This is a genomic window from Rhodococcus sp. 27YEA15 (assembly GCF_049739425.1).
In the GTDB taxonomy this organism is placed as follows: domain Bacteria; phylum Actinomycetota; class Actinomycetes; order Mycobacteriales; family Mycobacteriaceae; genus Rhodococcus_F.
Genome location: NZ_JBMHHW010000002.1, coordinates 552842 through 567714 on the forward strand (window position 1 = coordinate 552842; position 14873 = coordinate 567714).

The following is a 14873-nucleotide window of genomic DNA, read 5'->3' on the forward strand; positions in this document are numbered from 1 at the left end:
CTCGACAATGGAGGTGTTAGATGGGACGACCATCAGGATGGGCGGCAGCGTTGACCGGGCGAGCGGTGATGCGGTCACCGGGACGTCCCCCGGTACGCAGGGACCTCGAACGGGCATTCTGGTCGCAGATCGTCAAGGGGCTCACCAGCGAGGATGCTGCTATCGCATGCGGCGTGTCGGCACCGGTTGGCACACGGTGGTTCCGGCACGCTGGGGGTATGCCGCCCATTGAGCTGACCCCGGTCTCGGGGAGATACCTTTCCTTCACCGAGCGCGAGGAAATTGCGATGTTGCGAGCCCAGAAGATCGGCGTACGGGAAATTGCGCGCCACATCGGGCGGTCGCCGTCGACGATCTCGCGAGAGCTGCGACGCAACGCCGCCACCCGAAGCGGGCAGATCGAGTACCGCGCCTCTACCGCGCAATGGAAGGCCGACCTCGCAGCGAGGCGCCCGAAGCCGGCGAAGCTCGCAGAGCACGAACGGTTGCGAGAGTACGTGCAAGACAAGCTTTCCGGATACGTCTATGCCAAAGACGGAACAGTGGTCGCCGGACCGGACGTCGCGGGATGGAAAGGTCGAAATAAGCCTTGGCGTCGTGATCGTCGGTGGGCGACTGCCTGGAGTCCGCAGCAGATCTCGAATCGGTTACGTATCGACTTTCCTGACGATACGTCGATGCGTATCTCGCACGAGGCGATCTACCAATCGCTCTATATCGAAGGGCGCGGCGGATTGGAGCGGGAGTTGGTGACCTGTTTGCGGACAGGGCGAGCGTTGCGTAGGCCTCGCGCCCGGGCGCGGCAGCGACCGGCCGGGTTCATCACCGACGAAGTCACCATCAACGCGCGGCCCGAGGAAGTCGCCAGTCGCGACATTGCGGGACATTGGGAGGGGGACTTGATAATTGGATTGAATCGTTCGGCGATCGGCACGGTGGTCGAGCGGACCAGCAGATTCACGGTGCTGCTGCACCTGCCGCGCAAGATCGGATATGGAACGATACCACCCGTGAAGAACGGGCCGGCACTGTCCGGGTACGGGTCGGAGGCTGTCCGTGATGCTCTGACCAAGGCGTTGTTGCCTCTACCGGAGCATCTCCGGCGATCGTTGACCTGGGACCGAGGGAAGGAAATGGCGCGACACGCGGACCTCACCGCGGCCACCGGGATCAGTGTCTACTTCTGCGAACCTTACAGTCCGTGGCAGCGTGGGACGAACGAAAATACGAATGGTCTTCTTCGGCAATATTTTCCGAAGGGCACCGACCTGTCCCGATACGATCGACGTGAAGTTGATGCAATCGCTGACGCGCTCAACAATCGGCCTCGCAAAGAACTCAAATGGCTAACGCCCGCGGAAGTCCTTGCTGAACAAGTATACTCACTCCCACTGGACGGTGTTGCGACGATCAGTTGAATCCGCCTTGCGACCCGCGGTCGTTGTGATGGATGAGCCCGGACAAGTCGGTTATCCCTTCTCGGCGTCGGGTCCAGATTGCGTGCTCGATCGCATCGAGCACCAGCGGTGTCGTCATCGTCGTCGCTGTCCTCCAACCCAGGATCCTGCGTGAATATGCATCGATGACGAACGCGACGTACACCCACCCTGACCATGTCGAAACATAGGTGAAGTCGGCTACCCACAACATGTTCGGAGCCACCTGGTTGAACTTTCGCTGCACCAGATCATCCGCACGACGACCTTGCGGATCAGCGATGGTGGTGCGTTTGGTCTTGCCTCGTCGCGCACCTTCGAGTCCGAGAACACCCATCAGCCGTTCGACCGTGCACCGTGCCACCTCGATGCCCTCTCGCCTCAGCTGAAGCCACACCTTGCGGGCGCCGTAGACCGAATAGTTCTCGGCATGTACACGGCTGACCTCGATCTTCAACTCTTCGTCACGTACAGCCCGCCGAGATACAGGACGGTTGCGGGCTTCGTAGTAGGTGGACGGCGCAATGGAGCAGCCGTGCTCGCTGAGCACCCTGCACATCGGCTCGACGCCGAATTCATGTTTGTTTTTCTCGATGTAGTCGATGATCACCTGTTGTTGCGGCCCTGCTCCGCTGCGAAGAAAACCGATGCCGACTTCTTCGATTTCGTTGGCACGCTTGAGTTCCCGGTTTTCAGCCCGGAGCTTGCGCATCTCCGCCGCCATCTCCGTTGTCACACCGGGACGCATCCCGGCGTCGGTTTGCGCTCTTCGGATCCAGTTGAGCAGCGTCTGCGCTGTTCCGATGCCGAGTTTGTCGGCGACGGATTCGACCGCAGCCCACTCCGATGGGTACTCGTGTTGGACTTCGGCGACCATCCGTACCGCTCGCTCACGCAGCTCGGGTGGGTACCTCTTGTTCGTTGCTGACGACATGACTCCATCTTTCCCAAAGGATGAAGTCTCCGGAAACTCCGGTGCGATTCACCGGCGAATGATTCCTGCGCTTACAACGTGGTGCCATCTGTGGTTGCTCCTTCGGCCTCAACAGCCATTATCGAAGCAACCCAACACCTAACGCCCTGTCCGAAATCCCGGGTCCACTTCAGTTCACTGCCTCCGCCATCGCGTTATCGATTGACGAGGTCCGTCGGCCTCTGCAGAGCGGGATCGGACTTCGTTGTAAATATCCGTTTCGACTTGCGCACCCCGCGAACACCAGCAATCCGCATGAGGCGCTCGGTCTGATCCCGCCCAACATCTCAACCTTGCCCTCGCATCAGCGCATGCATCTTCCGGCGCCCGTAGATGACATAGTTCTCCGCATGCGGGTGAACGATCTCCGGCACCAGCAGATTGTCCTGCAAGTGCCTCGCCGACAGGGTGCGGTTCACCGCGGCGCGGAAGCCCCGAGAGGTGAGGAATCCTCTCACTGCCGGTCGCAGGACCTGGCAGATGAGCTCGACCCCGAAACGATCGCGGTGTTCGGTGATGAACCGGATCATCTCGTCAAGGGGTGGTCGAGCTCCTTCGCGAAAAAGTTACTCGCAGCCTTGACGATCTCGTTCGCCTTCCGCAACTCCGAGACCTCCTTCTGTAGGCGCTTGATTTCCGCCGCCGCTTCGGTCGTGACCCAGGCTTCACACCGGCATCGACCTCGTAGCGGCGTTGCCACAACCGCAGCGTCTGCAGGCTCATCCGATTCGTCGACGGCAACTCACGCACACAAAAAGTGTTCTTCAACCAACTCTCCCGAGACGCCGGATGGGCCATCGAATGGCGAGAGCTCAGCGTTGACGCCATTCAAGCTGGACGAAACTTCGCCTACATGGACGGTGGAACCATCCTCGCCGACGTACTCCGACCAGTCATCAGGCCCGCCACCGAGATCCCCGCCGACACCCTCGTCGCGCCGACCCATGTCGGAGAAATGACCTTCTCGCAGCACTGGCGCGCCATGATCGAACACTACGACCTCATGCCTGAGCGAACCTATACCTGGGCTAGTCAGATCAAATATGAATAACCGCAACATCATTCGGAATCATTGCAGGTGAGACCTGAACGCAAACCTGGAACAGCGCAGCGGCAGCGGTGGAACCGCCTGAGCTCGACACCAGCAAATTTCACACCCACTGGACACCCGAAGCCGAGCATCACTTCACCAACCCACACAGCACCCCTCAACACCGCAGCCGCCCCGAAGGACCGAGACTGTGAGCATCATCGGATACGCCCGAGTGTCCACCCTCAAGCAAAACTCCGAACTGCAAGAATATGCACTCCGCCAAGCCGGAGCGATTCGCATCTTCACCGACTACGAATCCGGCTCCAAAGCGCAGCGCCCACAACTAACCGAATGCCTGAACTACTTACGCGACCATGACGGCGATGTCCTCGTCGTCTGGAAACTCGACAGGCTCGGACGATCCGTCCGCCACGTCATTGAAACCGTCCACGTACTAGGCGAACGCGGCATCGCATTCCGGTCCCTCACAGAAGGATTCGACACCGCCAACGCAGGCGGAGAATTTCTCTTTCACATCATGGCAGCCCTCGCCCAAATGGAACGCCGCATGATCGTCGAACGCACCTACGCCGGCCTCGAAGCCGCCCGCAGGCAAGGCCGACGCGGCGGCCGGCCCACCGTTATGACACCTGAACGAACCGAAACTGCCCGAACCCTGCGAAATCAGGGCAAAAGTGTCGACCATATCGCATCGATTCTGGGAGTCGGACGATCCTCAATAAGCCGAGCGCTCATGATGCACATTTAGTAATTCTTACCATCGCTCTGGTCTTTCAGGCCTGCGACTGTCATCGCGCTGGGAAGGGTTCGGTGAGGAATATGTGTCGTATGCTCGCCGTTTCGGTGTTTAGGTTGAGTATCAGCGCCATTTTGCAACCCTCGACTAGATCCATGCTTTGGGCAGCCGAGCGCAGACTGGAAAGCTGAGATGAACTGATGGCGCGCTTGACGCTCACTTCCCCAGGGAAGCTTGGATTCCAACCGTCGTCGCGACACCTTGAACGTGAAGGAATGTGTGCGATGACTGGATCTCCTAGCGTGAAACGAAGTTCGCAGTACAAAGCGAAGGAACGGGAGGGGTTCTTCCGTCGCCTCGACCGCGGTGGGACGGTTCGTGCCGTTGCCGCCGAGCTGGGGCTGAGCCCGAGTGTCTGTTATCGATGGCGGACGGAGGCCGGCGTGTCCACGCCTCGAGCGGTGAGCCGGTCGTACACCGACGAAGATCGGGCCGAGTTCGTCCGTCGCCTCGAACTCGTCGGGAATGTCTCGAAAGTGGCGAAAGAGCTCGGATTTGTACGCGTCACCTGCTACAAGTGGGCACATCAAGCCGGGATCTTCACCGGCAAGGACACCGCACCACAGCGAGTGGAATTCGCACGTCTACGCGCTGAAGGCGTCAGCGGCACAGACGCGGCGAAGGCGGTCGGCGTTGACAAACGTTCCGCCCAGGACTGGGGCAAAGGCATCCGAGAGTTCAGCGGTGGCCGTCGGTACCCCGACGGCCGTGTCGTTCGCTATGGGGAGGCGGCGATACTTGCGAACGTGAAGAAGCCCCGCCATGTTTACACCCGAGGAGTCCCGGCCGATCTGGCACGTCTCGAGCGGCCGGTCGATGCTCGATTCCTCAGCGTGATCGAGCGGGAACAGATCCATGAGCTGCGCACGCGGGGTGAGTCGAGGAGGGCCATCGCCCGGATGTTGGGGCGTAGTGCGTCGACGATCAGCCGAGAGCTCACCAGGAACACCGCGACGGTGGTCGGCTACCCGCCGTATGCGGCGCACCGTAGTGCCGTTTCCCGCCGCCGAAGACCTCGAGAACATAAACTCGAACCGCACAGTGACTTGAAATCTTATGTTGCAGTGAACCCATCGTAATAGATGGTCGCTTGAGCAGATCGGTCACAGACTGCGCAAAGACTTTCCCGACGATCAGGAGATGCGGGTGAGTGCGGAAACGATCTACCGAGCGATCTACGTTCAAGGCAGGGATGCTCTGAAACGTGAGATTGCTTCGGCGATGCGACGTGGGCGCACCACCCGCAAGCCCCGGCGCGATCCGGCTTGCAAGACAGGCCGTTTCGTGGATCCGATGGTCATGATTTCCGAGCGCCCACCAGAAGTTGAGGACCGGGCGGTGCCAGGTCGTTGGGAGGGCGATCTCATAGTCGGAACCATGGGGAGATCGGCGATCGGCACCCTCGTCGAACGGTCTAGTCGTTACCTCGCGCTCGTGCACCTCGCGCATGATCATACTGCCGAGAGGGTTCGTGACGGGCTCGTCAAGACCGTCGAGGCGCTGCCCATGTCGTTGCGGAAGTCACTGATCTGGGATCAGGGCGCCGAAATGTCCGCTCACGTCGGTTTCCGTGTGGCTACCGACATGGATGTCTACTTCTGCGATCCCGCCAGTACCTGGCAGCGTGGCAGCAATGAAGACTCGAATGGGCTTCTGCGTCAATATTTTCCCAAGGGAACCGATCTGTTGGTGCACGACGCTGACGAACTGCAAGCCGTAGCACTTCAGCTCAACCATCGGCCTCGGAAGAGTCTCGACTGGGATACCCCTGCCGAACGGCTTCATGCTTTACTGGAGCCCGCCTAACCGGCCGGTGTCGCGACGACGGTTGGAATCCAAGCGCAGGTCAAGTAGGTGATGTCCGAGGTCCACACCGCGTCGAGCCTGCCCTGATCGATCCGGCGCTGCACCAGGTCGTGGGGGAACGAGGCGAACGGATCGACTACAGTGGTACGGACCTTGAACGTGCGCGGGCGGGGGCACCTCCCTGCACGAAGTGCTTGGGGGCATCCCGATGACACCGAGCGATCGCATGATTTTAGCGACCGTTTTCTCGGTGATGACCTCGCCCCGATCATGGAGCTCTGCGGTGATTCGGGGTGCTCCGTAGACGCCTTTCGACTCCTGATGGATCGCAATAATCTTGATCTCCAGATCAGCTCTCCGCTGCTGCCTTTCCCCTACTCGGGTTGTCACACTGCGTCCTTGGTGCTTGTAGAACCCAGAGGTTGACACCATGAGCAGCCTGGACATCCGGTGAATTGCGGAGTTCGCGCACTCCGCAGCCATCAACGCGTAGAGCTCGACTGTTGTTGATTGGCCGCGAAGGACGCGGACGCTTTTTTCAAGAACGCAATATCTTTCTCCTGCTCGGACACCTGCCTGCGCAGCCTGGCGAGTTCGGTACGTTCTGCGGCCGTCAGTGGCTGATCCCCAGACGATGCGGCCGCCTCGATGTGGCGGCGTTCTTCGGCGACCCACCGCCCGAGTAGGGCTTCGTTGATGTCGAGTTCGCGGGCGACCTCTGCGATGGTGCGGCCGGAATCGATCACCCGGCGGGCGGCTTCGACCTTGTATTCGGTCGTGAACGACCTGCGTTTGCGGGACATGAGGACATCCTTCCAGCGGAACCTTCGGTCCCGCTATCTCGGTGTCCACCATCCGAGGTGAACCTCACTGCTTACATTTGCACCCACTAGCTGGGCATCCAAGCAGACCTGTGTGTTGATTAAACCTCTCTGGGAGATCACGAGCCAATCGGGCCTTGACCCCGAGGGTTGGACATGCTTGATCCTGGTCTCAGACCAGGGAAAGCGAGAAGATCTCACCCGATGACCACAAAGAATTACACCGAGGAGTTCCGCCGCGACGCAGTCGAGCTGTACCGCGACACCGACGGCGCGACCGTGGCCGCGATCGCCGCCGATCTCGGCATCTCCCACGGCTCGCTGACCACATAGCTCAAGAAATGCGGGTATCCCGATCCGCAGACCTGGCACCAACAGCGCACCCCGGCCAGACCCCGGCGAAACACCCGAGCAGGAAGCCGCCAGGCTCCGCGCCGAGGTCGCACACCTACGAGCGAAGAAAACCAAGCTCGAAACCGAGCGAGACATCCTGCGATCTGCAGCAAAATATTTCGCCGGCCAGACGAGTTGGTGAACCGCTTCCACTTCGTTGCAGACCACTGACGACACCTACTCGGTGAAGCGGTTATGCCAGGTCATCGATATCGCCCGCTCCTCGTACTACGCATGGACAGGCGCCGCCGACACGCGGGCTGTCCGCGCCGGCGCGGACGCTGAACTCGCCGAGCAGATCCGCGCCGTCCATACGATGGACAAGACCTACGGGCGGCCCAGGATCACCGCCGAGATCAATGCGCGCCGACCCACCTGCCAACGAGTCAATCACACACGGATCGCACGGATCATGCGCGTCCACAACATCGAAGGCCTGCGACTGCGCCGAAAACATCGCACCACCATCACCGAACCAGCCGACACTGCGTCGCCGGACCTGCTTCGCCGTGATTTCACCTTGGGCCGCACCGAACACCAGATACGTCGGCGACATCACGTACCTTCCGTGCGGGGACGGTGCGTTCTTGTATTTGGCCACGGTGATCGACTGCTTCTCCCGCCGCCTGGTGGGGTGGTCGATCGCCGAGCACATGCGCACCGAACTCGTCGAAGATGCCTTGGGTGCCGCAGCGCTGACCCGCGGCGGCCTTGCCGGTGCAGTGTTCCACACTAATTATGGAAGTTAGTACACCTCAAAAGCTTTCGAGTCTTTGTGCAGAAAAATGGGTGTCACGCAATCGATGAGAGCGGTGGGCACGAGCACAGGCAATGCCCTGGCCGAGTCGTTCAACGCGACACTGAAACGGGAGACGCTGCAAGGCGCAGCCCGCTGGGAATCACCCCGGGCGGCGAGGCTGGCGGTGTTTCGGTGGATCGCCCGCTACAACACTCGGCGACGGCACTCGTACTGCAACTATCTCAGTCCTGCCGACTACGAAACCGCTCACGCACCCGCTAGCATCGCTCAAGCCGCGTAATCACACACCCGTGTCCATCACACGGGGTCACGGCCCGAGCCATCAACAGGATCGGATTTTGCCCGGGAGTAGGGTCCGAAGTGGCCGCTCAACGCTTTTTATCGTGTACGAATGTTATTGATAGATTTTCGTGATCTCGGCGTAGACATCGTCGCCAAGGCTCGTATGGTGCGCGATCTTGTTCCGCGCGTCCACCAGTGTTCTGAGTAGGGCCCCGTCTTCCCTGCCGAAATCGACCCGACCCCAGGTGTGAGCATTGAGCATAGGTCCTAACTCGAGGAAATCAGAATGCTTGAGGGTATTGGCGATTTCGGATGCGGTAGCGAGTTTCTCGAACCGTTTGGCCAGAATCTGGCGCCGATGTTCGAACTGCGGCATAAGGATTCGTGCTTGGGCGTTCCAGAATCGACGATCCACAACTCGATCGAATTTGTCGTAGCGACTACTGACATGTATACGGCCATTCCATGCGTTCACTTTCCCTTCGTTCCATGCGTTCCGAAGTTCGTGCGCCGGCCTATCCGCCAGTGAGGCATGATCGAGTGCATAGACTTCTTTGTCGTCGAGAGAGAACGTTCTCCCCTCTGCGTGCTCCAAGATCGTCTTCGCGAGGATGGATGGGACGTTGGAGGAACCCCACGTTCTGGCGCAGTCGGGCACGAGATCGATCTCCCACCCGATCGTCTCCGAGAGCATTGCGCGGCACAGCGGAGTAACTTCCTGGTCTGCGAGCTCGAGATCGACACACAGTTCCGAATCGAGTAAACCGACAACTCCCCACCACCACAGGACTGCCAGGTGAGGTGCGTGTTCTTTCTCCAACAGCTCGATATCGACGTCCGATTCACGGACCAGGAAGACAAACGTGGGACGATCGTAAGGATCCATCGACGATCCGTGAACCAGCCGGAGCCAGTAGCGAACGTCGTTAGAGAGGTCGACGTCCCACGCTGCCACGAGAACTGACTTGCTGCGAGCATCGTCATGGTGCAAATACGCCTGCCAACGGTTGACGCGATCGTCGTTCTGCAATGGTTCGAGGAAGTTGACCGCGGCTGCAACTGCATCCGGAATCGAGTCGTTATGGTCACGAAGAATCTCGACATCGAGCGACTGATGAACACAGCCAGAACCAACGAGCCCATCACGGAGCTGCTCCGCCAGCCCCAACTCCACAGATGAATCCGGAACGACGATCAGTACGCTGCGTCCGTCGTCAACTGCACGGTCGACCTGTGCGTAGAACCGGCGAACTCCCGGAAGGCTGGACAGTGAACGGTCGTTGTTACGCATCGACCACCTCCATCGCCTTCAACGACCGGTGGACGACATCGTTGAGGGCAATCCCTTCGGAGCGCTCGGCGACGATGGAGAGCACGTTGAATCGGCCGACGACATCGGACAAATTGTCGACACTGATTGCGAGCAATTCGGCGAGAGTGTGCAGGTCGATGACGTCGCCGTCTTCGGTGATGTCCGCCCACGCGGTGAGTAGCGTGAGGTCAGCGGCATCGACCAATCCGGTGTCAGAAAGGAATGTGCTGGCTTCTTCTCCGTTGGCAGGGAATTGCGATGCCTTTATGATCGCATCGGAAACTGCTGTACCCATTCGGATTTCGTCAAGGTAACGCTCACACAGTGATGGCCAGCCGCCTGTGACTTGCACAAATTCTTCTCGCTGTGCTGGATTGGTAATGGGACTGTCGATGGTCGCACGCACTGTTTCGACCGTCCACAGTTGGAGAGGCACAACCTCGATACCGAGCGCAGCGAGTTCGCGGCTGACTGAAGCGCCGAATCTGCCTAGTAAGACGCCGCGCCGGCCGATGTTGGCTTTTTGTGCGGCGCCGAGCCTTTCGACAATTTCCTCCAGATACTCGGGGGCATCGGTGGCGTCGCACACGACCAAGGGCCGTTTGGCGATCGTCCCTGACGCTGCGCGTACCAGTTCTTTGGATTCTTCGGCCGAGATCAGGTCCAGCCCGTACTCGTAGCCGTCCGTGCAAGAAGTAAGCAAACCTTGCACGGATCCGATGCCCAGCGCTGCGCTGCCGATGATTGCGAATGTGTACTGGTCACGGCCGATGCCGGTGCGTTTGGGCATCACCCTCGAAAGTTCATGTTCGGTGAGGGGACTGTATTTCTCGCTACCGCGTGACGCGCTCAGCCTGCGACGGGAAACCCTGGCGTTGTACTGGAGTGGGAGTTCGAATCGTCCTTCCAGTAACTGATTTTCGATGGTGTCCCGGTCCCCGAGCATGTGAACCACATTGGGCGAACGCATGCCGTAATGCCTGTCGTTTCCACGGACCAAGACTCCCAGTCCTACCATCTCGTCCAGATAGACAGACAGTTCGTCTTCGCTCAACGACTCGAACCCACCGGACCAGTACACGCGGCAGTGTTCGAGGATCTCGCCCTGTGAATAGCGATTCTCGAAACCGTTGTCGAGGCCGAGTAGCGCGATGACCATCGAAACGACGAAGTAGCGATCTTCGAGTTGGATGGTCAGTCGGAATCGTTCTGCGATGAAGTCTCGAACGTTCTTGCTGGTGATGACATGATCGACATCTGCGGTTCGAACGATGTACGGGGGCGCTGATGTGAGAACCCTGTGCGAACGCAGATATTTGTACAATTCGTCGCACACGATCTGCACCAGGCCTGCATGATCGTTGGTGAAGGCAAGTAGTCGCCACACCAGATCCAGTGACTCGAACTGGTAGCCGAGCGCCTTGAACGGACGAACAACAAGTTCCCACGCTTCTTGGGTGTTCAGCGGACCGACCAAAATGTCTTCACCACCGTGTGCAAGAGGCGAATTGGGGGTATCTGCGATGCGCTGCACTTGATGCAGACCGGCGAACACAGGTTTGAAGCGGCGATGAGTCTCGTCCATCATGCCCTTGAGTGCTGCCAGATTGGGAAATGATGCAGACCGATTCTCGACCATTCGTTCCCGTGCCTCGTTCTGCAAGAACGCATCAGTCTCGTCACACAACAGCAGAATCCTGCGGTGCGGATCCGCGTCCAGCCATTCACGGATCTTCTTCCCGATCGCATCCGGTTTGGTCGAACTGTTGGAGGCCGGGATGATCTCTGCATCTTGAAGACGATTACGCAGGACTGTCCACAGATGCTCAGGTTGGTTCTCTTCGCCGATTCGCTCGACCTTGAAGTCGATGTAGATCGCGAGGTGGTTCTCGATGCGGTTGAAGTCCCGCTCGATGCGGTGCAGCAGAGCAGATTTTCCGAGTTGGCGACCACCGTAGACGAAGATACTTCCGTTCAGGGAAATGATCTGATCGATCTCTTCGACGCGGCCGACGAACAATTCATCCGGTACGTCACCCGCAACCCGTGGTGCCCAGTGCGGAAAGATGGAGAACGGCAGCGAGATTCGTTGAAGGGAAGTGAACTTGTTGTTGCCCTCCATCGCCATGTACACCAGAGTGGGCGTGTCGATGACGAGTGCTGTGACTTTCTTCTTCTCGGCGGCTGCGCGGATCTTCTTTCTGTCGTCCCAACTCAGAACGCCGGGGTACAACATCAGGGTCGCGTCACGGCGCTCACCGGTCGGGATCATGTCGAATACAGATTCAACGGAGTTCTCCGCAGGTAAGACATAGACGGCATACCCTTTGCGCCGGGTACCGCTGCCGAGAGCGGCTACGTATGAGCCTCCGTTCGGAGTTGCCTTGACGAGGAACTTGCCCACACGGTTCTGATTGCGGTTCGTCTTGTCCGCGACGGGAATTTGAGGGTCTTTGTCCAATCCGAGTAGTTGGAGAATGCTCGGTAGTAGACGTAGCCATTCGGAGGGTTTTCGAGCTCGTTGCCCTTGATTCCATGATTTCAACGCGGTCACTGTCCGATCTGGCAGTGCGCTGCCGAGACGTTTCTGCGTGATCTCGAGTGCATTGGTCGAGGTGTGGTCCCACGACTCCAGTAGCGCATGGAATCCCAACAGTTCAGTTAGTCCGCTGTCTTCTAATGGGGGCAATGATCGTCCGCTGTCGTTGGAGATGATCGACATGAACTCGCGGGCGGTGATGAAATCGTTCTGGTCGACCAGGGTCCGAATCCGCTCTCCATCGCCAAGAGCGATTCCGAGTGTCAGATTGAGCTCGTTGAGGCTGTCGAGCAAGTTCATTCGGCCTACATCCCACATTGTGGCCAGTTCGTCGGCGATCGTCAGTGCCCTGTTCGATGCGACATCGAACCGATCGTCGAGAACTGTTGACAGATCGGTGATTCGGCCCTCGATTCGGGCACGGTCAACTGGGTCGATCTGAGTGTGCGTTTGCATCCGTAACAGATCAGATTGCAACCCCACTGTCTGCGTCTTGATCCGGTCACGCCAATCGCGTTGCGCGGTTCGCAGTGCCAGTATAGTATCGGGATCGCTTCGAACGGCTCCTGCGGCGATCAGGTTTCCAGATTCAAGATATGCCTGGAACAGGTCATGCTCCGAACCAGGATTCAGCAACTCACGCGTCATCATGTACACGGAGATCGGGCTTTTGACAGGAAGATTGAAGTGCTCGTCACGGATTGCGGATACAGCGGGTAGGGAAGAGACGAATTTCAATTGATCGAAGGTCCGACTCCCATCTGCGGTAGGTCCTTCGCCGGAGACAAGCCATGTGCGGAACCGCTCGAGAACGGCAGTACCCAGTCTGCCATCGAGTTCAACCTGCGGAAGATTGTGGATAACGTCGCGCATGTCCTCCAACTGTGGCCCGATCGCATGGGCCAGCTTCGCCGTTGACTCCGCGATGGAGATTGTTCGGTCCAGAAGTTGCGTAACTTCACCGATCCGGCCGGCAAGATGCTCGTAGGCTTTGGAAACAATTGGGGCTCTCTTCTGCTTTTCGCCGTGAAGAGTGCTATCAATTCGATCGATCAGCTTTCGGGGATCGCTCAGTATCAGCCGACAGGTGCGGAGTTTGTCGATGTCGCTGTCTCCGTCGGCCCATGCGACCACAGCATCGAGGGCACATGCCAGGTCACCTCCGGGGTTCGTCATGCTCCGCAAAACTTTGCTGGCACGCTGAAACTTGTTGTTGCGCTGAGGAAGGGTAACTCGAAGATTCTCAGATTCACGCTTTATCAAGGCTGACGGAACCATCGAATTCTGGACAGTCTTGTTCTCCCAACGATGTTGATAACCATCGGCGACCGCGTCACGTAACGCCCGTCCAGTTTCGCGCCACTGTCCGGGAAGTACTTCCAATGACTCTTCTGTCAGGAGCCAGTATTGCTCGCGCCCGACCTGCAGACAGGTACGCAGAACGCCGACAACCGTCAGCAACACTGCGTCGGTCCCTCGTGCCTGCAACATTTCTACGATGAATGACGCGTTGCGTCCGAGCATCACGTACGGATCAGTGCTGATGATCGACAGAGAAAACGCTTCGGAACAGAAGTCGAGCGCTCGTATAGCTGCGTCTTCTAGGTTGGAAGCTGCGGCGACCGCGCTCGCCGCAGCCCATTGGTTACGGCCGATCAGGACAGCCAGATCCGCTTCGATTAGTACGTTGCGGTGATCGACCCCAACTCGGTGATCGTCTTGGACTGGGCTGGGCTCCGCGGCAGCGGTCTGCTTCGGCAGGGGGACTTCGTGCAAGGCAGGGGTGGAGTTTTCACTTCCCTCCACCTCGTCTTCGACCGCTCCGTCAAGAGTAGCAGCGGCGTCTCTGCTATTGATTTCTACAGTCGTATTGGCGGCTTCATCGCGATCAATTTTGGTAGGTGTGCCTGGGGTGCTGACTGGATTAGATTCGGCAGAGTCCGCGAGACATTCGTCAGAGGAATTCGCATCGAGGTCGTTGGCGTCATCCGACTGGTCATCCGTGTCGACGAAAGTTACAGCGGGTGCATCGGATTCGGTAGCGCGACTATCGTTGTCAGCTGAATAGTCGAACTCCGATTGTCGTGCGACGTCAACTCCTTCACCTTTATATGCGTACGTCATCCCTTCGATTTCGCGAGTCAAATCAGTGATCCGTCGATCAACGAACCCGCGGTAGTCATCATCCGAGTCGTACAACTCGTCACCGCGTTTGTCTTCGAACTGGGTCAGCTTCGCGCTCAACTCCTCGAGTAATTCGCGATGTTCGGCATGCGACTCCTCCTCCCTCACACGACCAACTTCGGCTTCTAACACGTCTAGACCACCGTTGGTGAACTGCACGTCGCCGTGCAATCCGTAGGCGAATAGGGTGAGAGTGTTGTTCCACGATTCGATGAGTTTTGCGAGATCCGAGTCGATCAACTGAGCATCGTCGATATCGGCGGACGCCACCTCGAAGGCATAGATTATATCCGAGGCGGTCGAACGCAATTGATCGAGGATGGCGGTCAATTGCTCACTGGTGGCTTTGGTTGCGGCTCCTGCGTCACTTGACCTCGACTCTGCTGAATCGCCCGGGAGGACCAATCTCAGGTCTTCGTCGAACTGGCCCTTGTCGTATGTCACGGTCTCAGTCACCTCCGACAGTTCGGGGGAAATCCAATTCAGATCGGGCGGGGCGATCAGATGGCAAAACTTT

General features: G+C 58.6%; 8 protein-coding genes and 3 pseudogenes. 5 read left to right on the forward strand and 6 right to left on the reverse strand.

Annotation, left to right across the window (positions count from 1 at the left end; genetic code table 11):
- Positions 1-20 precede the first annotated feature (20 nt).
- Positions 21-1418: an IS30 family transposase gene (locus tag ABH922_RS27575; protein WP_424809851.1), complete on the forward strand. Its 1398-nt coding sequence runs from the start codon at positions 21-23 to the stop codon at positions 1416-1418.
- A 7-nt stretch (positions 1419-1425) separates the two neighbouring features.
- On the opposite strand, the pseudogene ABH922_RS27580 reads toward ABH922_RS27575, so the two are convergent.
- A pseudogene (locus ABH922_RS27580) lies at positions 1426-2370 on the reverse strand (IS3 family transposase); the annotation flags it as partial.
- A gap of 326 nt (positions 2371-2696) precedes the next feature.
- On the reverse strand, positions 2697-2939 hold the full coding sequence (locus tag ABH922_RS27585) for a hypothetical protein (RefSeq protein ID WP_424810166.1): 243 nt from the start codon (positions 2937-2939) through the stop codon (positions 2697-2699).
- Positions 2940-3166: 227 nt separating this feature from the next.
- Here ABH922_RS27585 and ABH922_RS27590 point away from each other — a divergent pair, with 227 nt between their 5' ends.
- The 3 genes and pseudogenes from ABH922_RS27590 (at position 3167) to ABH922_RS27600 (ending at position 6065) form a co-directional block, all read left to right on the forward strand.
- On the forward strand, positions 3167-3460 hold the full coding sequence (locus ABH922_RS27590; protein ID WP_424810208.1) for a hypothetical protein: 294 nt from the start codon (positions 3167-3169) through the stop codon (positions 3458-3460).
- Between the two features lie 190 nt (positions 3461-3650).
- Positions 3651-4211 carry a recombinase family protein gene (locus ABH922_RS27595; RefSeq protein ID WP_424810209.1) on the forward strand — a complete coding sequence of 187 codons (561 nt, stop codon included), beginning with the start codon at positions 3651-3653 and terminating at the stop codon, positions 4209-4211.
- A gap of 617 nt (positions 4212-4828) precedes the next feature.
- Positions 4829-6065 (forward strand): annotated as a pseudogene (locus ABH922_RS27600) (IS30 family transposase).
- Here ABH922_RS27600 and ABH922_RS27605 read toward each other — a convergent pair.
- Positions 6048-6548 carry an IS3 family transposase gene (locus tag ABH922_RS27605; RefSeq protein WP_424810210.1) on the reverse strand — a complete coding sequence of 167 codons (501 nt, stop codon included), beginning with the start codon at positions 6546-6548 and terminating at the stop codon, positions 6048-6050. The pseudogene ABH922_RS27600 and the gene ABH922_RS27605 sit on opposite strands and share 18 nt — an antisense overlap.
- Positions 6548-6868, reverse strand: coding sequence for a transposase (locus ABH922_RS27610; RefSeq protein WP_424810211.1), 321 nt, complete (start codon positions 6866-6868; stop codon positions 6548-6550). Before ABH922_RS27610 ends, ABH922_RS27605 begins: the two co-directional genes overlap by 1 nt.
- Positions 6869-7090: 222 nt before the next feature.
- Between ABH922_RS27610 and ABH922_RS27615 the strand changes: the two are divergent.
- Positions 7091-8319, forward strand: a pseudogene (locus ABH922_RS27615) (IS3 family transposase).
- A gap of 114 nt (positions 8320-8433) precedes the next feature.
- Here the strand turns inward: ABH922_RS27615 and ABH922_RS27620 are convergent.
- Positions 8434-9612 (reverse strand): hypothetical protein, encoded by a 1179-nt coding sequence (locus ABH922_RS27620; RefSeq protein WP_424810212.1) that lies wholly within the window; start codon positions 9610-9612, stop codon positions 8434-8436.
- A complete protein-coding gene (locus tag ABH922_RS27625) occupies positions 9605-14800 on the reverse strand; it encodes a hypothetical protein (RefSeq protein ID WP_424810213.1) in 5196 nt (1731 codons plus the stop codon). Before ABH922_RS27625 ends, ABH922_RS27620 begins: the two co-directional genes overlap by 8 nt.
- Positions 14801-14873 lie beyond the last annotated feature (73 nt).